Origin of the sequence: Paenibacillus sp. LjRoot153, assembly GCF_964253085.1 — a bacterium.
Lineage (GTDB): Bacteria > Bacillota > Bacilli > Paenibacillales > NBRC-103111 > Paenibacillus_E.
In genome coordinates this window covers 6,604,302-6,630,256 of the sequence record NZ_CAXUQH020000001.1, presented here as the reverse complement: position 1 = coordinate 6,630,256, position 25,955 = coordinate 6,604,302, and the positions used below count along the sequence as shown (strand labels likewise).

Here is a 25,955-nt window from a genome sequence, read left to right as displayed (position 1 = left end):
ACGATAATTTCCAATCCTTAAACTTATAATTCCTATAGACTTACTGTGTATTGGTTTATATAATGAAATATACGATTACACCCATTTTCTGTCAATAAATTGGCGACACATGAACAGGAATGACGATGAATGACCATTATGAACCCAATCGAGGTGACTTTGATGTCCATGCAGCGATTCAATCTGATACCCTTGCAGGAAGCGATTGATTTACTCGGTGTTAGCCGTTCGACCTTTGATCGGTGGCGTAAATTAAAGCAACTTCCTTTTGTGAAAATTGGCAAAGAGATCTTAATTGATAAGAAAGAATTAGAGCAATGGGTACGTCTCCATGCGGTTAGTCTACAAAATCCTGTATTTACAGCAGGAGCATCGTCTACCGTATCTACACAAGAAAGCCCAACATTAACGGTTGGTTATCAGAGTGGAACAGCTCATATGTGGACATCTCTCATCATGAAAGAGCTGGGCTGGTTGGAAGAAGAGCTGGCCGCAGCCAATCCAAGTCGTGTGGTACAGGTGAAATGGTTCGATGGTGCTAACGGTGCGGTGCTTCTGCAAGGGATGGTAGGCGGCAGCATTCAGATTGCGTCGTTGGGAGACTATCCGATTGTCCTAGGTGCTTCGCTGTGTCAGACGTTCCCGGCTTTTAAACCTGTTCTAATTGCTTTTGATGGTAAAACCTCCGGTGGACAAGGGATTTCGCTCATTTTACGCAAAGGGCTGGAGCCCAGTGATATTTCGGAGATTTGTGGTTGGTCACTCACGTCGGCCGCACAATCGAGTGCAGGTAGACGGTTATCGAAGCTGCTCCAATCACTGGGAGGGGGCGGAGATCAGGTCATTCACAAAGAAATGGATGAGAGTATGGCGGGGATTGTAAAAAGGAAAATTGCAGGATGTGCCATGTGGGAGCCTTATATCTCTTTGGTTAACTATCACGGAGTCGGCAATGTGCTTTTTCAAGAAGGAATTGGGGAAGATTACCTTACGGGTGTCGTCGCAGACGAGAGGTGGGTTCATCATCATGAAGGAGATACCATCGCTTATTTGAAAGCACATCTCCGAGTACACGCCTTTATTCGCAATGATCCCGATGCAGCGGCAGAGCTGATTTCCCGAATTAAAGGGATCCCCGTGGAGATTGCCGTTGCCATTATGACCAAAGTCAGATGGGACGCTTCATTTTATACAAAAGATATGAATTCGCTCGCACAGTTGTATCAAGAGAATGGCGCTGTTCACACGTCCACATTATCCAAATTACAGGACACTCGTTGGAATGGTGACTATTTACAGCAAGCGATTAAGGCTTTAAAGCTACCTCATTTGAGTGGTCATCCCTTAGAGGGAGATTGGTCAGCTGAACAATTGTACTAAAAGTGCGCGGTTTCACTTCCATTCCATTTCGGTATATAGTAAAGAAATGATGTATGTGGAAGGGAGCTACGAAAGAAGATCATGCGCACAACAATGACGACCACGATGACGGAAGAACAACAAGGTATCTTTCCAGCCGTTTGCCCACTGGACTGTCCAGATCAGTGCGGTTTACTGCTTCATAAAGAAGACGGGAAGATTGTTAAAATAGAAGGAGACCCTGATCACCCCGTGACACAGGGAGCCATATGCAACAAAGTTCGCAACATGACGGCACGTATTTATGATGATAAAAGGCTGCAGTATCCCATGAAACGAGTCGGCCCCAAAGGGGAAGAGGCTTCTTTTAGGCGAATATCCTGGGATGAGGCATTGGATACCATCACGAGTCGCTGGAAAGAATTGATTGCCTCGGAAGGCCCAGAAGCCATATTGCCTTATAGTTTCTATGGCAATATGGGACGGATTGGGACGGAAGGTATGGATCGTCGCTTCTTCCATCGGATGGGAGCCAGCCGTCTGCTGTATGCCATTTGCGAATCTGCCGGCACCGAGGGCTACAAATATACGATGGGCGGCAGCTATGGGACCGATCCCGAGGATACGGTGCATGCGAAGCTGATCATCATGTGGGGCATCAATGCGGTCAGCACGAATATGCATCAGGTTATGCTGGCTGAGAAAGCCCGCAAACAGGGCGCGCAAATCATCGTCATTGATGCGCATAAAAACCAAACAGGCCGCTGGGCGGACTGGTTCATTCCCATTTTGCCGGGAACGGACGCGGCTCTGGCACTTGGCATGATGCACATTCTGTTCGCTGAGAATCTGACGGATCAGGCTTTCCTAGAGCAATACACGCTAGGGTATGAGGAGCTTAGGGAGCATGTGAAGTCATATGATCCTGCCAGCGTATCCGAGATTACAGGCGTGCCTGTCGAGGACATTTATCGCCTTGCTCGTTTATATGGTGAGACATCCCCTTCCTTTATTCGTATAGGGAACGGGATTCAGCATCATGATAACGGCGGCATGTGCGTGCGGACTATCGCTTGCTTGCCAGCTCTAACAGGACAGTGGCTGCATCAAGGCGGCGGTGCAATCAAAGGGAATGGCGCCTATTTGGAGCATAATTTGCCAGCTTTGCAGCGGCCTGATTTGCGTACGAAGGAAGCTCGACAAATCAATATGAACTTGCTTGGCAGCGCTTTGCTCGAGCTAGATCCGCCAATCCATGCGTTATACGTGTATAATTCCAACCCAGCGTTGGTCGCGCCACATGCGAATAAAGTAAAAGAAGGGCTGGAGCGAGAGGATTTATTCACTGTCGTGCATGATCTGTTCCTAACGGAAACAGCCAAGTATGCGGATATTGTGCTGCCAGCTACGTCCTCTTTTGAAAACACAGACTTCTATCGCTCCTATTGGCATCACTATGTGCATCTTCAACTCCCTGTGATTGCGCCTTATGGCGAGAGCAAAGCGAATGTGGACGTATTCCGACTGCTTGCGGAGAAGATGGGCTACGAGGATGAAGCGCTTCGGGACAGTGATGAGGACATGGTTCGTCAGGCTTTGAATCATCCTGGTAATCCGGCTATAGCTGAAATTACCTATGATGCGTTGCTGGAATCGGGATTCATGAAGGCAGCGACCCAACCCTTATTTCCTGGGAAACTTAGGACACCTAGCGGCAAAATTGAACTATACTCGGCCGACATGGCGAGCAAGGGTTTTCCAGCTCTTCCTATGTATGTGCCGCTTGCCGAGGACAGTGATTTGCCCTTTATGTTCATTCCAGCACCAAATCATAACTTCTTGAATTCAACCTTTGCGCATAACGAGAAGCATGTCCGCATGGAGAAAATTCCGAAGCTGCATATGCATGAAGACGATGCATCGGCTTTAGGCTTGGCCAGCGGCGATCTCGCACGTGTGTGGAACGAGCGCGGCGAGTGTGAACTGGTCGTTATGGCAGGCAGTGATGTGGTGCGCGGGGTAGTTGTCAGTCAAGGGCTTTGGGCAGATAGCCCAGGCAGCAAAACTCGCGTGAATGTCCTGACGCCAGATCGCGTGGCGGATATGGGCGGTGGGGCTACCTTTTTCTCTGGACGGGTAGGCGTGGAAAAGTTAACTTGAGCTCTAACCTTTGGGCGCTGGGCGGCATAGGGTACATCAGGAGATGATGACTTATGCCTATTCAGCAAAAAGCTTACGCCTTAATTGGAAGGCCCGTTGGTATTTCCCTCATGGATGGTACCGGGGTATCCGGCATTCTGTGCAGTGTACAAGGAGGCTCGATCTACGTCATTGAGTATTTATACCATACGCAATTCGCTACGAAACACTATACGTTTAATCAAGTGAGAGATATTTTGCCGTACCCGCAATGTCCACAGTCGTATACACCACAGCCTTTGTACTAAGATAACGTGAATGAATGAACTTGAACCGATCCTTTTGGGATCGGTTTTTTTGTGGAAATCCGAATTTAGTCACTCCCGAACCTAAATAAATGACAATTAAATCGAGCGGAAAGCATGTATCATCATTTATGTATACGCTTACAATTATATCATTTTAAGGATAAGGAGTTTTGCTGCAATGAAATTTCATAATGTCCAAAAAAAGTTTGCAATCATGCTTATGTTTTCAATGATATTGTCGTTGCTCCTTCCTGTAGCAGGAATGGCAGCAGATATTGAGGTTGAGGTTGTGAAACTTCCCCCTGCGGCGGATGCAGCGATCGCGTGGAAGAGCGGGGATACGGCTACGCCAACACTCGCGGATACGAATTACGATAGAAGGAATGGTACAACGGACGGACTCTTCAGTATCTCTTCAACGAGTACCCAAAAGAAATACATGTATTTTAAATTTGATGTGACGGCAGCTTCAGATCCGAGCTATAAATTTATTTTGCAAGTATCTGCTAAATTAGGAACCAACCTGACGACAGCGGATTTTCAGGTTTTCGGATTAAACGACAATTCGTGGCAGGAAAATACGTTTACATGGAACAATGCTTCTGCCCTTCAAAAAGATCTTCAGCAAATGGAGCAGGTCGGTCAATTTACGATTACTACCTTAAATGGCGCTAAGCCAATTTATCATGACATTGATGTCTCTGACTATGTGAGACAACATTTAGCGGATGGCATTGTATCCTTTGTGGTTGCAGATTCGCTGTCATCAGGGAAATCAGTCAACATCTATTCCAAAGATAATACCTCCGTCTCTAATCCGGAAACGCAGCTTCTTGTGAAGCGCATTGTGCAAAGCGATACTACGCCGCCACAATGGCCTGCAGGTGCTGCCTTAAAGTCAATTAATCTAGGTACAGACTTTGTGCAGCTTGTTTGGCCAGCAGCAACAGATGATAGCTCCGTAGCAAACTATAAGCTTTACCAAGATGGCGCACTTACAGCGACCATTGCGGGCAGTAACACGTATACGGCTCAAGGCCTGACACCGAATACTAGTGTATCTTATGCCGTCTATGCTGGAGACGTAGCTGGAAACTACTCTACTGAACCTTTGACCTACAACACAACAACCTTGTCAGCGCCAGTTACGCCGATTCCGATTGTCGATGTAAATGCGAGCAGCAGTGACGGGAATGTGGAAAGCAATACATTAGATAATAACTTATACAGTCGCTGGTCAGCATCAGGTGATGGTCAGTATATCATGTTTGATTTAGGTCAAACCAAACGAATCGGCTATGTAGGTATCGCATTTTATAAAGGTGATCTGCGCTCCACTCGAATCGATATTGAGACTTCTAATGATGCTATAGCATGGACAAATGTATGGAGTGGAAACAGCCGTGCGACCACAGCAAATATGCAAGCTTTTGATATTCCAGATATGGATGCTCGTTTCGTGCGTATCATAGGACATGGGAACTCAGATGGCAGCACGTTTACCAGCTTAACGGATGTCATGATCTATGCACCCTATTTAAAAGGCGACACTCCAGTTGCCATAGTACCGAACATTACACCAACTGCTCCTCCAGGGACAGTTCCTTTCACCAAAGCAGGATTAACGAATCCAGATGGCACTGTACATGCACTGCATACACCGAACCTTGTCACAGGAACAACCCTTAATGTAACAAGTTATGGTGCGGATCCTGCAGATAATGCGAATGATGACCGTGTTGCGATTCAAAATGCCATTAATGCTGCTTCTCCAGGAGACGAAGTTTACCTGCCAAACGGTGTGTATAACCTAATCACTTCGCCAGATGGCTTTGTGAATTTGAAGTTGAAGTCCGGCGTGAATTTACGTGGTGAAAGTGAAAGTGGCACTATCTTGAAATCCAGCATCGATGATATTAAAAATAGTTCCGTTGTGAAGTCATCAAGTCAACACGATATTAAGGTTTCAAACTTGACGATCACATCGACTTGGAATCGCTCATTCTCTCTCGAGCATGCGACGAACAATCCCGATGCAGGTGGTCCCGATAGCAGCATTGCTATCGCTAACTATGGAGAAATTCCATCCTATAATGTGACGATTGATCATGTTACGGTGGAACGTTTTAGACGGATGGCTATCCGTATTGAGAACAGTCATGATGTGGTTGTTCGCCACAGCACATTCCGAAATGCAACAGATCTAGGTGGAGGCGGAGCAGGTTACGGAACTTCCATTCAAGGTATGCCGAAGGTGGATCGACTTGGTTTCGACAATGATACGTATTGGAATGTTGTTGAAGATTCAACGTTTGAAGGACCGTATTTACGTCATGGTTCCCTAATCCAAAATGTCGCGCACAATAACGTTTTGCGTAACAATCATTATATGAATACCAAATTAGACGCCATTGATCTTCACGGTGAGTTAGAATATTTAAATGAGGTGTACGGCAACACCATCGAGAATATTTTGACTGGCGGAGGCGTAGGCCTTGGGAATACAGGAGGAACAGCTCCTTCTAATCATAGTAAATCCGGCCCCAATAACCACATTCATGACAATGTGATCCGTAATTCGCGAGAAGGCATTGTTGTCACGATGGGTACGCCAGAAACGTTGATTGAGAACAATATTATCGAAAATACAACATCGGTCGAAAATGCAGTAGGTATCAATATTCTAAATGGGCCGGGAACTCGTATTGTTAATAACATTATTCGAAATAATACGGCGTCTAATTACTGGGGCATTTTGCTGGAGCATGATAGAGGGGATCAGAATGCTAACTTTATCGGCGCTGGTGATCCTCAGAATGTGCAAATTGAAGGAAATGTCCTTACTGGAAATGCAAATGGCATTCAATTACAAGCTGGCGCTAACATTTTGGTAAATAAAAATCGCTTGAACAATTTGGGCACCAATTATGATAAGGAAGCTGGAGTTACTGCGACAGAGGTATGGCCATCTACGGACAGTACGTTAAGTGGTTTGGAGGTAAATGCTGGTACATTAAGCCCGGCATTTGATCCAGCAGTGACGGAGTATGTGTCTTCTGTTCCAAAAAGCACGTCTGAGCTTTTCATTACACCAACGACAGGAAGCGGCGAGGCTACAATGACCGTAAACGGTGCTCCAGTTGTTAGTGGATCACCTTCCAATGCCATTCAACTGCAGGTTGGTGAAAATGTCATAGTACTTGTCGTTACCGCAGAAGATACAACGACGAAGACTTATCGACTAGTGGTAACGCGTTTACTCTCAGACAATGCGAATTTAAGTAACCTAACTATTGACGCGGGTACGTTTGTATTTAACCCTATGCTTACAACCCAAACGGCGAATGTATCTACTGGGAATTCTAAAATACAAGTAACACCAACCACATCAGATAGCACAGCTACTGTGACCGTAGACGGAGAAACTGTTGTAAGTGGCTTTCCTTCTAAAACAATCAAATTGCATCCTGGTGCGAATGAAATTGCTATTGTCGTTACCGCAGAAGATTCGTCGATGAAGTCTTATCTCTTGACGGTAATCCGTGGCAAGGACAAAGACATGGATATATAAGATTGAAAAAAGCTTGATCAAGCCCAGTTCACTACTGGGAATTGATCAAGCTTTTCTATTTCTGCTGGTATCCTAGCGATTATCAATTTTCTCTGGGTACAGATCATGATTCATCAAGCGATGCTCAGCCATGGCTTCGTACTTCGTACCTGGTTGACCCCAGTTACAGTAAGGATCAATGGAGATGCCGCCGCGAGGTGTGAACTTGCCCCATACCTCGATATAACGCGGATTCATCAATTCGATGAGATCATTCATAATAATATTGACACAATCCTCGTGGAAATCACCGTGATTGCGGAAGCTGAATAGATAAAGTTTCAAGGACTTGCTCTCCACCATTTTGATCGTAGGAATATACGAAATGTAGAGGGTAGCGAAATCCGGTTGTCCAGTTACAGGGCAAAGGCTAGTGAACTCAGGGAAGTTAAATTTGACGAAATAAGCCCGATCCGGGTGTTTATTATCAAATGCTTCTAAGAGTGTAGGGTCATAATTGAACACATACTTCGTGCCTTGATTGCCCAAAAGGGTAATCTCTTTCAAGTCTTCATTACTTCTTCCTGCCATGGGTAAATCCTCATTTCATAGTTTTTTAGAGAGGGAGTTTTCGAACCTCTTCTTATTCTGTACAAAATGTATCATACTCCGCAGGAAAAAGCACCTTGCAGCGAGGTGGCAATTATTACAGACTTGTGTAGGTCGTCTAGCACACGCTTACAGCGAAACGGGTTGTCCCAGTGCCACGGATTTGTAACCCGCTAAGGCGACAACGGTTGAACGTAACCCATCTTCCCCCGTGATCGGCACCTGTTCGCCATTCAGCAACGCTTGAACAAATGCTTTCACTAAGTAAGCATCCATGGAGTCGCCCCAGAAATTCCATTGGCCTTTCCCATTATCTAAGCTATATAGCTCGTTTTTTTGAGCAAAAGCATCGAGGGATAGCGTTCCTTTCGTACCCACAATCGTCATCGTCACATCTCCCCAAGTAGGGAAAGCGGCATTCCGCGACCAGCTTGTGTCTAAGACGCCGACGACGCCATTCGCGAATTTGACATGGATCATACCCGCATCATCGATCGCTAACTCTTCATTGAATAACGTTGCAGCATAAGCGTAGACTTCTTTCACTTCGGATTGGGTCATCCAATTCATCAAGTCCATGACGTGTACGGTATGATCTAATAAGGCACCGCCGCCGGATAGCTCGGATTGGAGGAACCAGCCTGAAGGGAGCGAACCGCGATTGGTTCCCTTGATGGCTACGATCTCACCAATTTCGCCCTGCTCGATAGCCTCTTTAGCTTTAACCACTGAGGCTAAATAGCGGCATGGGAATGCCGTCATCAGCTGAACGCCGTTTTCTTTACACGCGGCAATCATCGCTTCCATTTCCGAGAGCGAAACGCCAAGCGGCTTTTCACAAAGCACGTGCTTGCCAGCTTTCGCCGCTGCGATCGTGATTTCTGCATGATGCACGTTCTCGGAACAAATGACGACAGCATCCAAATCCGTGGCAAGTAAATCCTGATAATGTTCATAGTAGGGCAATTCATACTTGGCGATTACTTTTTCCACGCGTCTGTGATTGTCATCTGCAATACCCGTGACCTCCACCTGCGAGATCGCTCGTAGTGAATCCAAATAAGAGTGTGCATGGCCGTGCGCGAAGCTGATCATACCTACTTTTAATTTTTTCATACTGTTTCCTCCCCAGACGTTGAGCTTGGCTTCAATAGGACAGATTTCCCTGTGCGAACCGAATCCAAGGCAGCCATCGTAATTTCTAGTGCTTGATAGGCATCGTTTGCCGTAACGATGGGCTCACTTCCGTCTCGGATACACTGAATGAAATGGGCAATCTCCAAATCATAGGGACTTGCGTATCCGGGACTTTGCGGAACTTCTGCGAAACGTCTGCCTTCTGAATCGGAAGGGGCTTTGCAGATGTGCAGGGAACTGCTCTTTTGGCTGTCGCTGCGGACAATGCCTCTGCTTCCTGCAATTTCCACGGCGGTTTGGAACGGCCCTTGGTACCCCCAGAAGGCTTCCACATTGGCAACGGCTCCATTTTCAAAAAGAAGAGTAACTAGCGCATAATCAATGTCATTGACGCGTTGGTTCAAGCCATATACAGACTTCACTTCTCCGACGGCCCAACGTAGAAAATCAATATCGTGGATCATGAGATCGGTAATGACGCCTCCGCTTTTATTGAAATCTTTGAACCATGGTCTGACATCACCAGGGTGTGAACCGATTCGTTTGGCATGAATGACGCCGACTCGTCCTAACTTGCCCTCATCAATGGCTTGCTTCATTTGTACATATTCGGGGAAAAAACGAACGACATGTCCGACAAATAAGCGGACGCCGTAGTGGTCGCAACCTTGAATCATGGCTGCCGCATCTTCTAAGTTAAGGGCAAGTGGTTTCTCACATATCACATGTTTGCCGGCTTGTGCCGCTTTTAACGTATATTCCTTATGTAAGTAGCTTGGCAGTGTCACACTGATGACATCGAAATCAGCCTTGTTCAGCATGTCTTCAAAAGATGTAAAAGCAGGTGCCCCTGTCGTAAGGGAAAGTGCTTGTGCTAGCTCGAGATCCAGATCACATACGCCTGTTATCTCTATATCAGGCATGTTTGCATAGCTGAGGGCGTGTACGTTCCCCATTCCCCCGCAACCAATGATCGCAACTTTCATGCAAATTCACTCCTCACTTTATCGTATGAAAAATAGTAACTAAGTAATATGATATAGGTATTGTCCAATAGCGTATATGCGGACATTTATTCAGTTTATATCCAAATTTGTTATTAGTGGAAGCGTGGTGTTTGAAAGACATGGACATTTATAAAGAACCAATCCCCTATCAAAACCCATCATTATGCATGAAAGTATGGCGTTTCGCCCAATCGGGGGCAGAAGGGGAGTACGGTAACACCTGGCATTATCATAAAGAGATTGAATTCATTTTAGTTGAGCAGGGTATCCACGAAATTCAAACACCGAATCATGTCTACTCGCTCAAAGCCGGGGATGTGCTGCTGATCGGCTCTTCCCAATTGCATAGAGGACGCAAAATAAGCGATAAGGACCTCGTCTATATCGTACTTCATATTGACCTCGAGCCTTATTTCGATCGGGCTATGATGAGGTATTACCGAGATTTTCTGGAGATATTTCATCCGTTAGAAGCGCTTAATTACATTTTCCAAGAAAACGAGCATGTGAAGAAAGAAATTGCCAGGATTATTACGGATACCCATGATGAAGTTATGGGAACTAAGAAGGGCTATGAAATTGCAGTCAGCATGCATATCAAGCATCTGCTCTTAATGCTGCTTCGCTATGACAATCGGGGGTTGTTAACGACACATGGCAATGTGGATGGGGATGCGGATATCATTCGGTCACTTGTTGTCTATGTGGACGAGCATTTGACGGAGAAGATCGATATGGGGGCGGTCAGTCGAATCGCCGGTATGAGTTATTCGTATTTTTCGAAATATTTTAAGAAAAAGATGGGAGCCTCATTTATCGACTATGTCAACCAGAAGCGTATTTCAAAAGCGGAGCGGCTGCTCGTTACTGAAAAACGCAGTGTGAACGAAATCGCAGAGACTGTTGGTATAGGGAATATGGCGCATTTCTATGAGTTGTTCAAACGGTTCAATGGCTGTACACCTAAGCAATATCTGAACAAAATGAATGTAAGTGACTTTTGAACAAAAGGGGCCGTCTCACAAGTAGAGTAACTACTTACGAGTCGGCCTCGTTTCTTTTTGTCATGTATGTAATTAGATTAGGCCAATAATTTCAAAAATTCACGCATAAAACCTGGTAAATCCGGCCATGCATGACCGCTGACAAGTTTCCCATCGACATGAAGCGTATCCGTTGTATAGGTCGCGCCAAGTGCTTCAACATCTAAGCGACATGCGTTATACGCCGTCAACGTGCGCCCCTCAAAGAGGGAACTGTCTTTCAGAGCGGCGAATACTTGTGCACCATGGCAGATGGCACCGATCGGCTTATCCGCTTCAAGGAAATGACGAAGGATGCGTGGCACATCTTCACTTGAACGAATGTATTCTGGAGCTCTGCCGCCAGGAATGATGAGCCCATCGAACTGGCTGGGATCTACATCGGCGAAAGCGACGTGGGAGGGGAGAAGATGTCCTGGTTTTTCGGTGTATGTTTCCCAATCTTCAACAAAATCGTGGACGACTGTACGAAGTACTTTCTTCGTAGGAGACGCGATAACCGCCTCATAGCCCTCCTCTAGTACACGGTAATAGGGATAGTACACTTCCAAAACCTCTACAGCATCACCCGTTAGAAATAAGATCCTTTTGGACACAAGATCACTCCTTGGTAATAGATGGTAATTCATATATAATTATGAACAAACCTCGTTTTCTTGTAAACGGGTGGAATTTGAGATGAATTGTCGAATGGGATATTCAATAATGATGTTCATTACCAAGGATAATGTTTATAATAGATAAATAAATTATCATGAGAGCTAATCTATGAGGTGAATAGTTGAATTATGAAAGCTTATTTAGAACTGCTTAAGGATGTCTTAGATCAAGGTGTAGAAAAGGGAGATCGCACGGGAACAGGAACGATTTCTGTTTTTGGCCGTCAGATGCGAATCAACCTGAGGGAAGGCTTCCCACTTCTAACAACAAAGAAGCTGCATATCAAATCCATTGTTCATGAACTGCTGTGGTTCATAAGCGGCAGCACGAATGTCCAATATTTGCGCGATAATGGTGTTACGATCTGGGATGAGTGGGCTGACGAAAACGGAAATCTTGGCCGCGTATACGGTGCACAGTGGCGTACATGGCTTGCGCCAAATGGGCAAGTTATCGATCAAATTGAGAAGCTGATTCACCAAATCAAGACGAATCCTGATTCACGCAGACACTTAGTGAGCGCTTGGAACCCTGCGGAAGTGGATCATATGGCCTTGCCGCCTTGCCACTATGCGTTTCAATTCTATGTAGCGAACGGTCGTTTATCGTGTATGTTTCAAATGAGATCCGTGGACACGTTCTTGGGTCTGCCTTTTAATCTGGCATCGTACGCTCTGTTAACCCATATGATTGCTCAGCAGTGTGATTTGGAAGTAGGCGATCTGATCTGGAACGGCGGCGATGTACACATTTATCAGAATCATGTTGAACAAGTGAATAAACAGTTAGTGAGAGACCCACAAGAGCTGCCAACGCTTCATATCAAAAGGAAGCCAGCTTCCATCTTCGATTACCAATTCGATGATTTTGAATTTCTTAACTATACACCGCTGCCGGGCATCAAGGCTCCGATTGCGATCTAAGGAAGTTGTTGTAACGAAAGGAGTGTTCGCCGTATGAGTATTTCATTTATTTTTGCCATGGATCGTAACCGAGCCATTGGCGTCAATAATAAGCTACCTTGGCATCTGCCAGGCGATTTGAAATTTTTCAAAAACGTGACGATGGGGCACCCCATCCTGATGGGACGCAAAACGTACGAGTCCATCGGCAAGCCGCTTCCCGGGAGACGAAACGTCATTCTCACGCAAAATACCGCGTACCAAGCCGAGGGCTGCGAAGTTATTCACTCGGTAGACGAAGCGATCGACGCGTTCCGTGATCAGGAGTTATTCGTCATCGGCGGAGCAGAGATTTTCAAACTATTTGCTTCGCATGTGAATCGTATGTACATCACTTACATCGAGGATGAGTTCGAAGCGGATACCTTTATGTCCGACCTCGACTTGTCCACTTGGACTCTGGTATCGTCTGAGCAAGGTGAGCGCAACGAGAAGAATCCGTATGAGTACTATTTCCGGATTTACGAACGGAATTAGATCGTCTGACAAAAAAGCCTTGAGCACTCCCACTGTTTCGCACAGATGGCGCTCAAGGCTTTCTTCTATTGTAGAGACTTCACGCACTTTATTTACGTTTTCGAACCAACGATACGATCAACGCTAACGCGCCAAGCACCACGGCAGCAATGGACAGGTATAGTGACGTGTTCGATTCGGAACTATTTCCAGCAGATGCTGTGCCTGCCGTTATATTCCCGTGACTGTCCGTAGTCGCTCCAGCGGCAGCTTTCGCTTTAACGGTAGTGACTGAAGCGGGTTTGTCTGAGCCATTCGCCCCAACCCATTCCACGACAGTGCCGTCCTTGTATGTTTGGTAGGCTTTCCAGATGATCTGAGTAGCGGTATCAGCTACTTTACCTTGCATGCTGAAATCACCGAATTCAGTTGCCCCTAGTCCATCACCCGTTGCTGTCCAAGTAACGCCAGTAATTTTCCCGGCAGCGTCCTTTGCAATGTCGTACTTCCAACCTGCTTTAGGTTCAAAACGAGAAACAGCTACCGAATCAAGAGGGAATTTGACCTCGACTTTAACAGTAGCACTTTCCTTCTCAGAAGGTACACGTACGGTGAAAACTTCATAGCTGCCTTGCGTGGCTTCTTTCGGATATACAACGACGTGAGCACTTGCGATCCCCACGAGAAGCATGGACGCGATCATCATCGAGCTTGCGGTTAACATGAGCTTTTTAAACATGGAATTTATTTCCCCTTTCGATTTCAACTCTTACCATGTTGTCCATCTTACCTGATAGACAAGCATAAGAGTATGACTCGACTGGGCTATTTTTTCGACTAGTTTTGTCCTTTTCGTGTCAACCCATGCTTAATAGCGAAAGCTGTGAGCTGCACGCGATTCTCTAAGGATAGCTTCACGAGTATATTTTTCATGTGATTTTTCACAGTATGCTCGGAGATCAGCAGCTTCTCGGCAATAACCCGATTATTATCCCCTTGTGCGACATAAGCGGTGATTTCTTGTTCACGTGATGTAAGCATGTGAGGGCTCGGGCCTTCCGTGTGCGCGCCAACTGGTGAGCGGAAACGTCCGAATAGCTTGTCCGCCATACCGCGGGCCACCTCTGAATTATCGTCAAGCAAGGCACGCAAATAGCTGAGCCATTCATCGGGATCCATGTTTTTGAGTAAATACCCTTGTGCGCCGAATTGCAAAGCCGTGAAGAGATCTGCAACATCATCCGAAACTGTGAGCATAACGATGCGTATCCCGCCATAGGCTTGTTTAATGTGCCGTGTAGCCTGTAATCCGTCCATGGGTGACATATGAATATCCATTAAGACGACGTCTGGAGCAAGTTCTCCACAAAGACGAATGGCATCTTCTCCTGTACTGGCTTCTCCAACGATGAAGAAATCTGCGCATGGCGCAAGCATGCTTCGGATCGCTTTGCGTGCTAAGGGATGATCATCAACAATTAGAACGCGAAATGGCATAAGTTCGGGCATTAGCTGTTCACCTTTCTTTCAGCTTGAACGATCAGTTCCGTGCCAGCGTCTTTCTCACTCAGAAGCTCAAGCGTAGCCCCGAGCTCGGAAGCCCGTTTTCGCATGAGATCGATGCCGTAAGTCGTGCTTTTAGCAGTAGTCTGCGTATTAGGCTGCAGTCCGCACCCATTGTCCGTGATATCCATCCGCCAGTGATTGTTGTCAGCTTCCAAATGGAAGGTAGCATCTGTTGCCATCGAATGTTTACGAATGTTGGTGAAAGCCTCCTGCATAATGCCGAAGAGGAGGATTTCTTCATTAGGTGAGAAGCTGTTTTCGGTGATTTTCACGGTCTCCTGAAGTTCAATGCCCGTGACCAAACGCCAATTATCTAAATAGGTATGAATGCGCTGCCCAAAGGAAGTGCCTTCTTCTGGCGGTGTGCGCAGATTGAAAATAGCCTGACGAAGTGAATTGTCGATCTCGGAAACAGCCGCTTTCGCTTCTTCGATATCGCCTTGACGCAGCTTCACATTCAAGAAGAAGAGGGTTTGTGCCAAATCGTCATGCAGCTCTCGAGCCAGACGCTCTCGCTCCTCGAAGACCGCTCTGCGAGCTTCGCTGAGGAGGATTTTCTCATTGCTGCGTTCCATGCTGGTAAACATCCAGGATGCGAAGAGATACGACAGGAGCAACGTAATCACTGTAATTGTGAAATTGCCGGCTTCCATCGTCAAATAGCGCAGTAAAAATTCATGACGAATATATTCAAATCCGCCAATAATAAAGACGGGCACCAGCACTGTAAAAAGCTTGTATTTACGCATAGACATGCAAGGGATCAGCTCCTTTTCAAAGTAAAAAGCAAGGGAAAGTTTCTTAAGATAAGTAGGTGTAAGATTGGAACGGTTTCTATTATAGCATCTTTGATTTAGAATTCTTCACAAAAAATAGACGCGGTACTTCTCAATTCCTGCACACGTGTGCTACATTATTAATAAATCGTAACACGGATGGGAAAGGTGTGGTTGAATTACTATGTGGAAATCTTTACTGCAGGAGAGGAAAAGCTGGGCTGGATACGTTGGCTTTATTATCCTCCTTCATGTCTTGGGGCTGATCGGTTTATATACCGTTGCCCAATCATCTCCTGCGTTCTGGGGGATTGGACTTCTGGCGTACACGTTAGGGATGCGTCATGCGTTCGATGTTGATCATATTGCGGCCATCGACAATACGGTGCGGAAGCTAGTGCAACAGAAGAAAAATCCACTTGGCGTCGGTTTTTACTTTTCATTGGGGCACTCGTCCGTCGTGTTCGTCATGGCGATTGTAACGGCCTTCTCCGTGCAGTGGGCAGCTCGTGAACTCCCATGGATGCAGCGTTTTGGCGGTGTGATCGGCGCTTCTGTGTCTGGATTATTCCTGGTCATCATTGGTATCATCAATCTGTTAATCCTTATTAGTCTCTATAAAATGTTTCTGAAGTTTCGTGGCGGCAAATACGACAACAACGAGTTTGAAGAGCTTTTAGAATCACGTGGGTTCATTGCGCGACTCATTAAACCGCTATTCTCGTTCATCACCAAAAGCTGGCATGTGTATCCGTTAGGTTTCCTTTTTGGTTTAGGCTTTGATACGGCAAGTGAAATCGCCTTATTGGCTATATCCGCACATGCGGCTAAGGATGCGATTCCGTTCATAGGTGTCATTTCGCTGCCGCTCTTGTTCGCAGCTGGGATGAGCCTATTCGATACGGCAGATGGTATGTTTATGACGAAAGCGTACAAATGGGCTTTTCATACGCCAGTGCGCAAGCTGTATTACAATCTGACCGTTACCGCACTTGCGGTTGTAGCGGCGTTAATTATTGGCGTGATCGAGCTCGGACAGGTGCTTTCCGAAGAATTCAGCATGGAAGGTACGTTCTGGACGTGGTTGCAAGAGATTGATTTCGGTACGTTAGGCTTTATTTTGGTTGGGATGTTCGTCATCGCGTGGATCGTTTCGATTGCTGTCTGGAGAGGCATGAAGATTGAGGAGCGCTGGGGCACAAAGTACAATCCATAGTAAAAAGGGCCTCTGCGTAAGCAAAAGAGGCTCTTTTTTTGTAATGGTGAACAATGGAATATGAATTTTTTCTAAAGGTAATGATAGAAAAAAGGATTTTTCAATTATTCGTTGAAAGTAGTCTGTCTAGCACTTGAAATTGTGTAAAAGAAAGTAGGACGAATCATGATTGAGTTTAAACATCTTTCTAAAGTATATCCAAATGGTACTGTTGGCCTAAATGACATTAACCTTACCATACACCCAGGGGAGTTCGTTGTAATCGTTGGTTTATCAGGTGCTGGTAAATCCACGCTGCTTCGTTCGATTAATCGTCTGCATGAGACGACTAGCGGTGAAATTTTAATCGATGGGAAATCCATTACTAAGGCGAATGGCGCACAGCTGCGTCGGATGCGTAGAGACATCGGGATGATTTTCCAAACCTTTAATCTAGTCAAAAGATCCACGGTTATTCGTAACGTCCTTTCCGGTCGCGTTGGGTACCATTCCACACTTCGCACGATGTTTGGTTTGTTCCCTAAAGCGGACCTTGAGCTTTCGCTCAAAGCACTGGAGCGGGTTAACATTCGTGAAAAAGCGTATTCGCGCGCCGATGAATTGTCCGGCGGTCAACAGCAGCGCGTTTCCATTGCCAGAGCGCTCGCACAGGAAGCCAAAATCATCCTGGCGGACGAGCCCGTTGCGTCATTGGATCCGCTCACGACACGTCAGGTTATGGATGACCTGAAACGGATCAACAAGGACCTCGGGATTACAACCGTCGTCAACCTTCACTTTATCGATTTGGCTCGCGAGTACGCGACACGCATTATCGGACTTCGTGCAGGGAAGGTCGTGTACGATGGACCTGTTGCTGATGCGACAGATGATGTGTTCTCCGAGATCTACGGCCGCGCCATCAAGAAAGATGAGCTGCTGGGGGTGCAGGAGGGATGAGTGCAGCAACCGTCAAAAAGCCTCCGCGCACAAAGTTCTATATGATCATCGCGATCATGGTGCTATTCTTGATCGGCAGCATCTATCAGACAGATGCGACGCTGACAAGATTAGCTACAGGTACACCGGAGATTTTGAAATTCATCGCAGAAATGTTTCCGCCAGATTGGCTGTTCTTCGCTGATATTTGGAAGCCGATGGCGCAAACCATACAAATGTCCATCCTGGGCACGATTGTTGGCGCGTTATTCGCATTCCCAATGGCGCTGTTGGCTGCTCGTAACGTTACTTCGACGCCATGGTTGTCCTATCCAGCTCGATTTATAATGAATTTTGTTCGTACCATTCCTGATTTGCTCTATGCGGCCCTATTTGCAGTTTTAGTAGGCTTTGGTCCAACAGCAGGTACGTTAGCACTAATTTTCTTTACTTTTGGTATTATTTCAAAGCTTTCTTATGAATCAACGGAAGCCATCGATCCGGGTCCGCTTGAGGCGATGACGGCAGTTGGAGCAAATAAGTTGAAGCTGATCCGCTTCGGGGTTCTGCCACAAGTTGCTCCTACGTACCTAGCGCATTTTCTGTACACGTTTGAAGTGAGCATTCGTGCTTCCGCCATTCTCGGTCTGGTTGGCGCGGGGGGTATCGGCTTATTGCTCAAAAATACACTCGATCTGTTCCGTTATGATCAGTCTTGTGCCATTGTTATTTATACGTTGCTGATCGTCGTCATCATTGATTTGGTGAGCACGCGATTCCGTACGTATTTGCTAAAAGGCAGTGCCAAGCCGATGTCTGAAACACAAGCTAACACGTATAAAATTATTGGCGCAGTAGCTGTGATTGGTCTACTTGTATGGGCATTAACTGGCTTGGAATTAACAGGCTTCCAACCAACCACTTGGATTCTTACAAAAGCGATGATCAGTGGATTATTCCATCCAGACTGGGCGTATGTGTATATCCCTGAAGGAGAAGATTTACTGCGTTCCCTGCTTGAAACCTTGTCGATTTCTTATTTAGGAAACTTCGTTTCAGCGATCGTTTGTCTTCCTTTTGCTTTCTGGGCAGCGGCGAATATGAGCAAGTACCGTGCTGTTTCTGGTACAGGGAAGCTATTCCTTAGCGTCGTTCGTACGATTCCGGAAATTATTATGGCTTTGATCTTTATTAAAGCAGTCGGACCGAACGCCTATGCGGGCGTAATGGCTCTTGGCTTGCATTCTGTGGGGATGCTGGGCAAACTATATGCCGAGGCCATCGAAAATATGGATATGGGGCCTACAGAGGCTATGACGGCCGTTGGAGCCAACTTCTGGCAGCGGATGTCATTCGCTGTCATTCCACAGGTCATACCAGATTTCATTTCGTATACGTTGTACCGTTTTGAAATCAATGTCCGTTCGGCGACCTTACTTGGCGTCATTGGTGCTGGGGGGATCGGGACACCGTTGATCTTCGCACTGAATGCAAGGCAGTGGCCGCGAGTAGGAATTATCTTGATTGGGATTATCGTCACCGTCTCTATCATTGACTATATCTCGGGATCATTACGAAAACGAATCGTATAAAATCGAATCACGTGTTCATACAAAAAAGGCAGTTCCTGAAGGTTGTAACCTTCAAGAACTGCCTTTTTTAGTTAAGAGCCGTTTACTTACTGATGACCCCGCCTTGCGCAACTAAATGGAGGATACGAGGCTCACGAAGACGATGCGATGCTTGTGTGAGAGGTTCATCCGGCCCTATAATTTCAATTTGTTCAATTAAGTTGATCGGGATCATAATGTTGTTTATTTTTAATAGCTGAAATTCTGGGTAATACTGCGCAATGACGCCTCGGACTTCATCGGTGCCGCACCGAATAATAACTTCTGTTTTACGCATGATCAGCATTTCGTACATCCCGTTTTTCACCCCACAATGAGTTATGACACGACCGACTTAGTAAACGTTTGATAGATGATAGTAAACGATGAGCTTGGACGGGCGTACCACATTCATAATATGCAAGGAAAGTCTGGTATAGAATGTAAATTTTAGAAGGGAAAAACCACCGCGTCATGGATGTTAGACACATGCTGCGGTGGTTTGTTGTGTAGTGTGTAATTTGATTTTAAAGTATTTTGAAATTATTTCAAGCCCATTGCTTTGTTAGCTTCACGAACGATGTTGAATTTATCATCAGTTGTAGCTACATAACCTTGGTGTGTGTATACATCGATAATTACTTTTTTACCTTCTGGATCGTTACCGATCGCGATGAAAGCATCTTGAATTTTCTTCTTCCAAGCCGCATCCATATCGGAACGAACAGCGATTGTATCGTTTGGAATTTTGTCGGAGAAAGAAAGAACTTTCGTTTGTTTAAAGATATCTGGGTAATCTTTCAGCATATTAGTACGGATATCTTGGAACACGCCTACAGCATCAACTTGGCCGTTAAGAAGTGCGATAACCGCTTTGTCATGCCCTTGGAATTGAACGCCTGTTACATCTTTCACTGGATCAACACCAGCTTGCTTTAATACAAGACCTGGGTAAACATAACCAGCTGCGGAAGTAACACCTTGCCAACCCATTTTCTTGCCTTTCAAATCAGCAACGGATTTGATTGGTGAATCGGCTTTAACAAGAATTTCGGATTTGTAGAAATCAACCAGTTCTTTCGTTGGTTGACCCGTTGCATCATCAACGCCAAAACGTTGTGCTTGTACAAGAAGATCAGCAGCTTTACGGTTATCGTGGGCAACAACATAGTTACTTGGTGGCAAGAAACCAACATCAACTTGTTTGGAGGACATAGCTTCGATAACAACGTTGTAATCTGTGGAAACGGAAACCTTTACTGGGATTCCTAGTTTATCTCCAAGCAATTTTTCAAGCGGTTTAGCTTTTGCTTCAAGTGTCTCTGCATTTTGGGAGGGTACGAATTGTACTTTAAGTTCTTTAGGAATGAAACCTGCCGCTGCTGCTGGAGTAGCCGTTGCTGCTGCTGTTGCTGCTGCAGTAGCTTTAGCAGTTGATGAAGCAGCCGGAGTTTCGTCTTTTTTCGCGCAGCCAACAAGTGCACCTGCAGCTACAACCATGGACAAACTGAGTACTGTTAATTTTTTCATGTTTTTTTTGACCTCCGTTTAAATATTTACTTTTTATCTATGTTGTACTATAACATTATCATAAGAGATATGGAAGATAGTGTGAAGTATTTGTTAATCTGACAACTGATATGTAAAACTTTACAATAATTATGGATTGGAGTGAACCGTTTGACGCAGAATGGACAGGCACGAACAAGTCACATTTCGATTTTAGAAACGAGTGACCTCCATGGGAATATGCTTCCCATACATTATGCAAATAATCATCCCAATGATGTAGGATTGACGAAAATCGCTACCCTAATTACACAGGAACGAGCCAAGGAAGCGCATGTCATTGTGTTGGATAATGGAGACCTGATTCAAGGTACACCACTTGCCTATCACCATGCACGCTTGGACAATGAACCTATGAATCCCATGGTGTTAGGTCTGAACTATTTGAAATATGATGGGGCCGTACTAGGGAATCATGAATTCAATTATGGCATGGACGTGCTCCAGAAAGCAGTCCGAGAATCTGATTTCCCTTGGTTAAGTGCCAATATTGTGAATGAAGAGACGGGAGAGCCTTTCTTTGGCAAGCCGTATCTGATTAAGGAACTTGCGGATGGTGTGCGTGTAGGGATTCTTGGCTTAACTACTCCCTATATTCCGAATTGGGAAGACCCGAAGCATATTGTCGGCTTGCGTTTTGAAGATCCTATTGCAGCAGCTCGTACGTGGATACAATTCCTCAAGGAGCAGGAACAGGTAGATGTCATTGTTGTTTCCTACCATGGTGGATTCGAAAGAGATATCGCGACTGGTGAGCCTACGGAACCTTTGACGGGCGAGAATCAAGGGTATCAGTTGTGCATGGAAGTAGAAGGGATAGACGTTCTACTCACAGGTCATCAGCATCGAAGTATTGCAGGCGCCCAAATTAATGGTGTAACCATCGTTCAACCAGGCACAGCTGGCGTAACGCTTGGAAAGGTGGACATCGTGCTAGAGCAGGTAGAAGGTAAGTGGCGCATTGCTTCCAAGCAATCGGAGCTTTTATCTGTTGCGAATGTGGAGCCAGACACGGTGCTGATCGCGCAGATCAGTTCTTACGAGGCGAAGACACAACTGTGGCTGGATCAACCAATCGGGAAGCTTACGGGGGACATGCTCGTGACAAATCCGATGCACATTCGTACAGAGGACAATGCGCTGATTGAGTTTATAAACAAGGTCCAGATGGAGCTATCGGGTGCCCAGATTTCAAACACAGCGTTATTCGATAACTTTTCACCTGGATTTCCATCGGATATTACCATGCGGGATATCGTTTCCAACTATATTTACCCGAACACGCTCAAAGTCATTCGAATCTCAGGTCAAGATATTAAGGATGCTTTGGAGCAGTCGGCGGAGTATTTTGAATTGGCGGAAAATGGAGAGCTTCACGTAAGCAAGTCCTTCATGGAACCGAAGCCTGCCCATTATAATTACGATATGTGGGAGGGAATCTCCTACACCTTAAATGTTTCTCGTCCAGTCGGGGATCGGGTTGTGCAGCTGGATTATGAGGGGGAACCGATTAAGCTCGAAGCCACTTTCGATGTGGTCATGAACAATTATCGGGCTGCTGGCGGAGGCAACTATGCCATGTTTCAGAATAAGCCAGTTGTCAAAGATATTCCAACAGATGTAGCTGAGCTGCTGGCAGGGTATATTATGGAACGAGGTACCATCGAGGCGAGCGTAAACCATAACTGGAAAGTGATTTGGACGTAGATCGTTCTGCCATGAGAAAAGCCTTACAATAGGAGGAGAACTGTCGTGTTCTCAGCTTTTGTAAGGCTTTTTGGTTGCGAGAAGGTTATTTCTCACGAATATAAGCACGATCTCCCGTTCGAGGATTGTAGTAGACCCGATAGGTGAACCCGTCTTTGGGATCTATGAAAACTTCAGATGTAAATACAAAGCCGTTTGGAGGCGATTGGGGTGTCGCGGCCCCCTCTGTTTTGTAGCGTTTGTCATAAACAAGATAACCTAGGAGAAGTAAAACAAGGAAGCCTACTATCCACAAGCCGTATACGAGCAAAATAGAGAAGTTCCCGCTCATAGCCTTCGCGTCCGAACGGCTGTGCCATACGCGACGATTTCGCTCATATTTTGACCAATATCCCCGCTGTCGAACCGCATCATGACAATCGCATCTCCGCCCATGGCAGCCGCATTCTTGACCAGTCGGTCCATGGCTTGCCTGCGGCCATCTTCCACCATTTGCGTATATTGCGTGACTTCTCCGCCAATTAACCCTTTCAGCGAGGCCATAATATCCCCGCCAATGCCTCTGGCCCGCACGACGACGCCAAAGGTACTGCCTAAAACTTCTGTAACCTCATAACCGGCAATGTTTTCTGTTGTAACTACAATCATATTGAATCGCTCCTTTATTGTTAAAATAGATGCTTTTCTACTGGATAAGGATTGGCTATTATTAACTTAGTACGTTAATCGCATGAGGGGGTTTCACATTGAAAACAGGGACAACGATTGAATTATGGCCAGGAGCTACACAAGACAGTCAAGGTGAGGAGAACCAAGGCTGCCCAAGCTTAACCTTATATCCAGCAGAGGGAGATGGCTTGCGTGCAGCAGTTATTGTATGTCCAGGAGGCGGTTACGGCAGACGTGCCCCTCATGAAGGCGAGCCTATTGCAAAGTGGCTGAATGGGTTAGGCATATCCGCGTATGTGTTGAACTACCGCGTAGCGCCATATAAACATCCTGTTCCGTTGCAAGATGCGCAGCGGGCTATTCGAACCGTGAGACATCATGCCGAGGCGTGGGGAGTCGATGCTAACCGCATTGGTATTCTTGGTTTTTCTGCAGGTGGACATTTGACAGCAACAGCAGGTACGCACTACGATGCCGGAGATCAGACCTCCGCGGACCCGATTGAGCATCATAGCTCTCGTCCGGATCTCATGGTGCTATGTTATCCGGTTATTTCATTTGGTGTGAACGCGCACCAAGGTTCACGGATTAATTTGATAGGCGAAGATGCTAGTGAAGAGTTAGTCAACGATTTGAGCAATGAACTTCAGGTTACGACTGATACGCCGCCAACCTTCCTGTGGCATACAGCGGATGATGCAGCGGTTTCGGTTGAAAATAGCCTGCTTTTTGCTAGTGCGCTAAGCCGCAATAAAGTTCCTTTTGACCTGCATGTTTTCGAGTCGGGACGTCACGGAATTGGCATTGCAGATGATCATCCGGAAGCGTATATCTGGCCTGAGGTTTGTGCGAATTGGTTGAAAAAGCAGCATTTCGCATGACCAAGCTTGCCTACGAATGCCATCCGCTTGGCGACTCAGCGATTGTGATTCGCTTTGGTGCGGACATTTCGTTAACGAATCTGCATAAGGTCAGGCAGGTAGTGAATTATTTAGAAAATAACTGGTGGGATGGCTTCATTGAGCTAGTCGCCGCTTATACAACCATTACAATTTATTATGATGCATTCCGCATATATAACTATTCTTCCGAAGCTGTGTTAAAAAGTGGGCGATCCCATAGGACGGTTGATTGGCTTCCATATGACTATGTCCTGCAACATATTGAGCAGCTATTAGATGCGTATTTAGTGGACGATAGTGAAGGATTAGCCGGGCAGTTAGGAGCTATCATTGAGATTCCAGTCTGCTATGAGGCGGCATATGGACTCGATCTGGCAGAAGTAGCGGATTATCATCAGGTGAGCATGGAAGAAATCGTGTCTTGGCATACTTCTCGTGTGTACCCTGTGTACATGATCGGTTTCGCACCTGGTTTTCCTTATTTAGGCGGTATGGATGAGAGACTTGCTACACCGCGCAAATCAGTGCCGCGCACGCAAATTCCAGCTGGTTCTGTGGGTATTGGCGGGGCGCAGACGGGCATATATCCTTTTGAAACCCCAGGCGGCTGGCAGCTTATCGGTCGAACGCCACTTCGATTGTTCCGTCCGGATATCGTTCCCCCATCCTTGCTCAAGGTTGGCGATCAAGTGAGATTTGTGGCGATCACATCGGAGGAGTTTCATGCGTTAGAGGAAGGGAATGCGAGTCATGAGCTTTAAGGTCATTAAACCTGGGCTATTATCCACTATACAGGATGAGGGGCGCAATGGTTTTCGAAAACATGGTGTCATTGTGGCAGGACCGATGGATCGATTTGCTCACCGAGCAGCCAATATGTTGGTTGGTAATGGCTCGGAAGCGGCAGCCTTGGAAATGACACTTCAGGGGCCAATCTTAGTTGCACAGAAAGATATGCTGGTTGCCATTTGCGGAGCAGACATGGGGGCAGAAGTAGATGGTGTTGCAGCGCCCTTATGGCAGCCATTTATACTTCTTTCAGGGAATGAGTTGCATCTTCGTTATGCAGCCCATGGGTGTAGAGCGTATCTTGCTGTGCATGGTGGGTTCAAGGCCAATTACGTGCTAGGAAGCCACAGCACCTATCAGAGAGCTGCCATTGGTGGATATGAGGGAAGAGCACTACGTACCGGGGATGTACTAGAAGTAGAGATGGATGGGTTGGCCTCTGAGATTGTGAACGAGGTTGAATTACGAAGCAAGTTCGTGAGTTCAATGATTCGTCCTGATTATCGCGACAATCCGACAATACGGATCGTGAGAGGTAAGGAAGCCTCCTTATTTACACCCAACAGCTGGACTAGATTGCTTTCTCAAAGCTTTCTCGTAACTTCGCAATCGGATCGAATGGGGTATCGGTTGTCAAGTAATCCCAAGCTTGAGCTCGAAGCTGGCTTATCCTACGAAATGATCTCCGAAGCTGTCGTCGCAGGCACGATCCAGGTTCCCTCAAGTGGACAACCTATTCTCCTGATGGCGGATTGCCAAACAACTGGCGGATACCCGCGCATCGGTCACGTGATCACGGCAGATCTACCGCTGGTGGCGCAGGTGAAGCCAGGTGGACAGCTGCGCTTTCAGGAGGTTACGCATCTAGAAGCACAAGAACAGTTGTTGCTTCAGGCGATGGATCTTAAGCTGCTGGGGGTGGGGGTGAAGGCTTGGTTAAGGGGGTTGGGATGAGCGGAAATGAAATGAATCCCACCGGCTCCCCCCTCAGCTCTCCAACATC

Annotated in this window: 25 protein-coding genes and 1 riboswitch; of the genes, 14 read left to right on the top strand and 11 right to left on the bottom strand. The window is 46.2% G+C overall.

The genetic code is table 11. The annotated features are described in order from the left end of the window. The first annotated feature begins 129 nt into the window (after window positions 1–129). The 4 genes from ACSQ8P_RS28600 (at window position 130) to ACSQ8P_RS28585 (ending at window position 7,377) form a co-directional block, all read left to right on the top strand. Window positions 130–1,380, top strand: coding sequence for a helix-turn-helix domain-containing protein (locus tag ACSQ8P_RS28600; protein WP_436238296.1), 1,251 nt, complete (start codon window positions 130–132; stop codon window positions 1,378–1,380). Between the two features lie 81 nt (window positions 1,381–1,461). After that, window positions 1,462–3,519, top strand: a complete 2,058-nt coding sequence (locus ACSQ8P_RS28595) for a molybdopterin oxidoreductase family protein (protein ID WP_436238295.1) — start codon at window positions 1,462–1,464, stop codon at window positions 3,517–3,519. Window positions 3,520–3,572: 53 nt separating this feature from the next. Continuing rightward, the gene (locus tag ACSQ8P_RS28590; RefSeq protein WP_436238294.1) at window positions 3,573–3,806 is read left to right on the top strand and encodes a hypothetical protein; all 234 of its coding nucleotides are present in this window, start codon (window positions 3,573–3,575) and stop codon (window positions 3,804–3,806) included. Window positions 3,807–3,984: 178 nt separating this feature from the next. Next, window positions 3,985–7,377: a cadherin-like beta sandwich domain-containing protein gene (locus ACSQ8P_RS28585; protein ID WP_436238293.1), complete on the top strand. Its 3,393-nt coding sequence runs from the start codon at window positions 3,985–3,987 to the stop codon at window positions 7,375–7,377. Between the two features lie 72 nt (window positions 7,378–7,449). Here ACSQ8P_RS28585 and queF read toward each other — a convergent pair whose 3' ends face one another. From queF to ACSQ8P_RS28570, 3 genes are all read right to left on the bottom strand, one after another. After that, window positions 7,450–7,947: a preQ(1) synthase gene (queF, locus tag ACSQ8P_RS28580; protein WP_436238292.1), complete on the bottom strand. Its 498-nt coding sequence runs from the start codon at window positions 7,945–7,947 to the stop codon at window positions 7,450–7,452. Between the two features lie 11 nt (window positions 7,948–7,958). Beyond that, window positions 7,959–8,002: riboswitch (PreQ1 riboswitch) on the bottom strand. Between the two features lie 92 nt (window positions 8,003–8,094). Beyond that, window positions 8,095–9,081: a Gfo/Idh/MocA family protein gene (locus ACSQ8P_RS28575; RefSeq protein WP_436238291.1), complete on the bottom strand. Its 987-nt coding sequence runs from the start codon at window positions 9,079–9,081 to the stop codon at window positions 8,095–8,097. Next, window positions 9,078–10,088 carry a Gfo/Idh/MocA family protein gene (locus ACSQ8P_RS28570; protein WP_436238290.1) on the bottom strand — a complete coding sequence of 337 codons (1,011 nt, stop codon included), beginning with the start codon at window positions 10,086–10,088 and terminating at the stop codon, window positions 9,078–9,080. The genes ACSQ8P_RS28575 and ACSQ8P_RS28570 overlap by 4 nt, the downstream gene beginning before the upstream one ends. 188 nt (window positions 10,089–10,276) lie before the next feature. On the opposite strand from ACSQ8P_RS28570, the gene ACSQ8P_RS28565 reads away from it, so the two are divergent. Further along, the gene (locus ACSQ8P_RS28565) at window positions 10,277–11,113 is read left to right on the top strand and encodes an AraC family transcriptional regulator (protein ID WP_436238289.1); all 837 of its coding nucleotides are present in this window, start codon (window positions 10,277–10,279) and stop codon (window positions 11,111–11,113) included. A gap of 77 nt (window positions 11,114–11,190) precedes the next feature. Here ACSQ8P_RS28565 and ACSQ8P_RS28560 read toward each other — a convergent pair whose 3' ends face one another. Continuing rightward, a complete protein-coding gene (locus ACSQ8P_RS28560; RefSeq protein WP_436238288.1) occupies window positions 11,191–11,748 on the bottom strand; it encodes a DJ-1/PfpI family protein in 558 nt (185 codons plus the stop codon). A 192-nt stretch (window positions 11,749–11,940) separates the two neighbouring features. Here ACSQ8P_RS28560 and thyA point away from each other — a divergent pair, with 192 nt between their 5' ends. Beyond that, a complete protein-coding gene (thyA, locus tag ACSQ8P_RS28555) occupies window positions 11,941–12,735 on the top strand; it encodes a thymidylate synthase (protein WP_436238287.1) in 795 nt (264 codons plus the stop codon). A 33-nt stretch (window positions 12,736–12,768) separates the two neighbouring features. Continuing rightward, complete coding sequence (locus ACSQ8P_RS28550; RefSeq protein ID WP_436238286.1) at window positions 12,769–13,251, top strand: dihydrofolate reductase; 483 nt, start codon at window positions 12,769–12,771, stop codon at window positions 13,249–13,251. Between the two features lie 88 nt (window positions 13,252–13,339). Here ACSQ8P_RS28550 and ACSQ8P_RS28545 read toward each other — a convergent pair whose 3' ends face one another. The 3 genes from ACSQ8P_RS28545 to ACSQ8P_RS28535 all read right to left on the bottom strand — a co-directional run bounded on the left by ACSQ8P_RS28545 (window position 13,340) and on the right by ACSQ8P_RS28535 (window position 15,551). Next, window positions 13,340–13,969: a YcnI family copper-binding membrane protein gene (locus ACSQ8P_RS28545; protein WP_436238285.1), complete on the bottom strand. Its 630-nt coding sequence runs from the start codon at window positions 13,967–13,969 to the stop codon at window positions 13,340–13,342. 98 nt (window positions 13,970–14,067) lie between these two features. After that, window positions 14,068–14,739: a response regulator gene (locus ACSQ8P_RS28540; protein ID WP_436238284.1), complete on the bottom strand. Its 672-nt coding sequence runs from the start codon at window positions 14,737–14,739 to the stop codon at window positions 14,068–14,070. Continuing rightward, window positions 14,739–15,551 carry a sensor histidine kinase gene (locus ACSQ8P_RS28535; protein WP_436238283.1) on the bottom strand — a complete coding sequence of 271 codons (813 nt, stop codon included), beginning with the start codon at window positions 15,549–15,551 and terminating at the stop codon, window positions 14,739–14,741. Before ACSQ8P_RS28535 ends, ACSQ8P_RS28540 begins: the two co-directional genes overlap by 1 nt. A 205-nt stretch (window positions 15,552–15,756) precedes the next feature. Between ACSQ8P_RS28535 and ACSQ8P_RS28530 the strand changes: the two genes are divergently transcribed. The 3 genes from ACSQ8P_RS28530 to phnE all read left to right on the top strand — a co-directional run bounded on the left by ACSQ8P_RS28530 (window position 15,757) and on the right by phnE (window position 19,298). Further along, entirely contained in the window at window positions 15,757–16,788 is a 1,032-nt protein-coding gene (locus ACSQ8P_RS28530; protein ID WP_436238282.1) for a HoxN/HupN/NixA family nickel/cobalt transporter, read from the top strand. A 165-nt stretch (window positions 16,789–16,953) separates the two neighbouring features. Beyond that, window positions 16,954–17,727, top strand: a complete 774-nt coding sequence (phnC, locus tag ACSQ8P_RS28525) for a phosphonate ABC transporter ATP-binding protein (RefSeq protein ID WP_056609336.1) — start codon at window positions 16,954–16,956, stop codon at window positions 17,725–17,727. After that, complete coding sequence (phnE, locus tag ACSQ8P_RS28520) at window positions 17,724–19,298, top strand: phosphonate ABC transporter, permease protein PhnE (protein ID WP_436238281.1); 1,575 nt, start codon at window positions 17,724–17,726, stop codon at window positions 19,296–19,298. The genes phnC and phnE overlap by 4 nt, the downstream gene beginning before the upstream one ends. A gap of 82 nt (window positions 19,299–19,380) precedes the next feature. Here phnE and ACSQ8P_RS28515 read toward each other — a convergent pair whose 3' ends face one another. After that, window positions 19,381–19,632: a hypothetical protein gene (locus ACSQ8P_RS28515; RefSeq protein WP_436238280.1), complete on the bottom strand. Its 252-nt coding sequence runs from the start codon at window positions 19,630–19,632 to the stop codon at window positions 19,381–19,383. Window positions 19,633–19,859: 227 nt separating this feature from the next. Continuing rightward, window positions 19,860–20,846: a phosphate/phosphite/phosphonate ABC transporter substrate-binding protein gene (locus tag ACSQ8P_RS28510; protein WP_436238279.1), complete on the bottom strand. Its 987-nt coding sequence runs from the start codon at window positions 20,844–20,846 to the stop codon at window positions 19,860–19,862. A 150-nt stretch (window positions 20,847–20,996) separates the two neighbouring features. Here ACSQ8P_RS28510 and ACSQ8P_RS28505 point away from each other — a divergent pair, with 150 nt between their 5' ends. Further along, the gene (locus ACSQ8P_RS28505) at window positions 20,997–22,592 is read left to right on the top strand and encodes a bifunctional metallophosphatase/5'-nucleotidase (protein ID WP_436238278.1); all 1,596 of its coding nucleotides are present in this window, start codon (window positions 20,997–20,999) and stop codon (window positions 22,590–22,592) included. An 85-nt stretch (window positions 22,593–22,677) separates the two neighbouring features. Here ACSQ8P_RS28505 and ACSQ8P_RS28500 read toward each other — a convergent pair whose 3' ends face one another. Both ACSQ8P_RS28500 and ACSQ8P_RS28495 read right to left on the bottom strand, forming a co-directional pair. Continuing rightward, window positions 22,678–22,923 (bottom strand): HD family phosphohydrolase, encoded by a 246-nt coding sequence (locus ACSQ8P_RS28500; protein WP_436238277.1) that lies wholly within the window; start codon window positions 22,921–22,923, stop codon window positions 22,678–22,680. Then, the gene (locus tag ACSQ8P_RS28495; RefSeq protein WP_171630093.1) at window positions 22,920–23,240 is read right to left on the bottom strand and encodes a YbjQ family protein; all 321 of its coding nucleotides are present in this window, start codon (window positions 23,238–23,240) and stop codon (window positions 22,920–22,922) included. The genes ACSQ8P_RS28500 and ACSQ8P_RS28495 overlap by 4 nt, the downstream gene beginning before the upstream one ends. Window positions 23,241–23,338: 98 nt before the next feature. Here ACSQ8P_RS28495 and ACSQ8P_RS28490 point away from each other — a divergent pair, with 98 nt between their 5' ends. From ACSQ8P_RS28490 to ACSQ8P_RS28480, 3 genes are read left to right on the top strand one after another with little or no spacing between them, the layout of a single operon-like run. Next, window positions 23,339–24,142, top strand: a complete 804-nt coding sequence (locus ACSQ8P_RS28490; RefSeq protein WP_436238276.1) for an alpha/beta hydrolase — start codon at window positions 23,339–23,341, stop codon at window positions 24,140–24,142. Continuing rightward, entirely contained in the window at window positions 24,139–24,924 is a 786-nt protein-coding gene (pxpB, locus tag ACSQ8P_RS28485; protein ID WP_436238275.1) for a 5-oxoprolinase subunit PxpB, read from the top strand. The genes ACSQ8P_RS28490 and pxpB overlap by 4 nt, the downstream gene beginning before the upstream one ends. Next, the gene (locus ACSQ8P_RS28480; RefSeq protein WP_436238274.1) at window positions 24,914–25,906 is read left to right on the top strand and encodes a biotin-dependent carboxyltransferase family protein; all 993 of its coding nucleotides are present in this window, start codon (window positions 24,914–24,916) and stop codon (window positions 25,904–25,906) included. Before pxpB ends, ACSQ8P_RS28480 begins: the two co-directional genes overlap by 11 nt. Window positions 25,907–25,955 lie beyond the last annotated feature (49 nt).

What these genes read in the sequence shown, in the direction of transcription:
- ACSQ8P_RS28590 (WP_436238294.1), top strand. Translation starts at nt 3,573, where the DNA reads ATGCCTATTCAGCAAAAAGCTTACGCCTTAATTGGAAGGCCCGTTGGT.
- queF (WP_436238292.1), bottom strand. Translation starts at nt 7,947, where the DNA reads ATGGCAGGAAGAAGTAATGAAGACTTGAAAGAGATTACCCTTTTGGGC.
- ACSQ8P_RS28575 (WP_436238291.1), bottom strand. Translation starts at nt 9,081, where the DNA reads ATGAAAAAATTAAAAGTAGGTATGATCAGCTTCGCGCACGGCCATGCA.
- phnC (WP_056609336.1), top strand. Translation starts at nt 16,954, where the DNA reads ATGATTGAGTTTAAACATCTTTCTAAAGTATATCCAAATGGTACTGTT.
- phnE (WP_436238281.1), top strand. Translation starts at nt 17,724, where the DNA reads ATGAGTGCAGCAACCGTCAAAAAGCCTCCGCGCACAAAGTTCTATATG.
- pxpB (WP_436238275.1), top strand. Translation starts at nt 24,139, where the DNA reads ATGACCAAGCTTGCCTACGAATGCCATCCGCTTGGCGACTCAGCGATT.
- thyA (WP_436238287.1), top strand. Translation starts at nt 11,941, where the DNA reads ATGAAAGCTTATTTAGAACTGCTTAAGGATGTCTTAGATCAAGGTGTA.
- ACSQ8P_RS28500 (WP_436238277.1), bottom strand. Translation starts at nt 22,923, where the DNA reads ATGAGCGGGAACTTCTCTATTTTGCTCGTATACGGCTTGTGGATAGTA.
- ACSQ8P_RS28585 (WP_436238293.1), top strand. Translation starts at nt 3,985, where the DNA reads ATGAAATTTCATAATGTCCAAAAAAAGTTTGCAATCATGCTTATGTTT.
- ACSQ8P_RS28550 (WP_436238286.1), top strand. Translation starts at nt 12,769, where the DNA reads ATGAGTATTTCATTTATTTTTGCCATGGATCGTAACCGAGCCATTGGC.
- ACSQ8P_RS28480 (WP_436238274.1), top strand. Translation starts at nt 24,914, where the DNA reads ATGAGCTTTAAGGTCATTAAACCTGGGCTATTATCCACTATACAGGAT.
- ACSQ8P_RS28535 (WP_436238283.1), bottom strand. Translation starts at nt 15,551, where the DNA reads ATGTCTATGCGTAAATACAAGCTTTTTACAGTGCTGGTGCCCGTCTTT.
- ACSQ8P_RS28510 (WP_436238279.1), bottom strand. Translation starts at nt 20,846, where the DNA reads ATGAAAAAATTAACAGTACTCAGTTTGTCCATGGTTGTAGCTGCAGGT.
- ACSQ8P_RS28595 (WP_436238295.1), top strand. Translation starts at nt 1,462, where the DNA reads ATGCGCACAACAATGACGACCACGATGACGGAAGAACAACAAGGTATC.
- ACSQ8P_RS28495 (WP_171630093.1), bottom strand. Translation starts at nt 23,240, where the DNA reads ATGATTGTAGTTACAACAGAAAACATTGCCGGTTATGAGGTTACAGAA.
- ACSQ8P_RS28565 (WP_436238289.1), top strand. Translation starts at nt 10,277, where the DNA reads ATGAAAGTATGGCGTTTCGCCCAATCGGGGGCAGAAGGGGAGTACGGT.
- ACSQ8P_RS28515 (WP_436238280.1), bottom strand. Translation starts at nt 19,632, where the DNA reads ATGTACGAAATGCTGATCATGCGTAAAACAGAAGTTATTATTCGGTGC.
- ACSQ8P_RS28600 (WP_436238296.1), top strand. Translation starts at nt 130, where the DNA reads ATGACCATTATGAACCCAATCGAGGTGACTTTGATGTCCATGCAGCGA.
- ACSQ8P_RS28530 (WP_436238282.1), top strand. Translation starts at nt 15,757, where the DNA reads ATGTGGAAATCTTTACTGCAGGAGAGGAAAAGCTGGGCTGGATACGTT.
- ACSQ8P_RS28540 (WP_436238284.1), bottom strand. Translation starts at nt 14,739, where the DNA reads ATGCCCGAACTTATGCCATTTCGCGTTCTAATTGTTGATGATCATCCC.
- ACSQ8P_RS28545 (WP_436238285.1), bottom strand. Translation starts at nt 13,969, where the DNA reads ATGTTTAAAAAGCTCATGTTAACCGCAAGCTCGATGATGATCGCGTCC.
- ACSQ8P_RS28570 (WP_436238290.1), bottom strand. Translation starts at nt 10,088, where the DNA reads ATGAAAGTTGCGATCATTGGTTGCGGGGGAATGGGGAACGTACACGCC.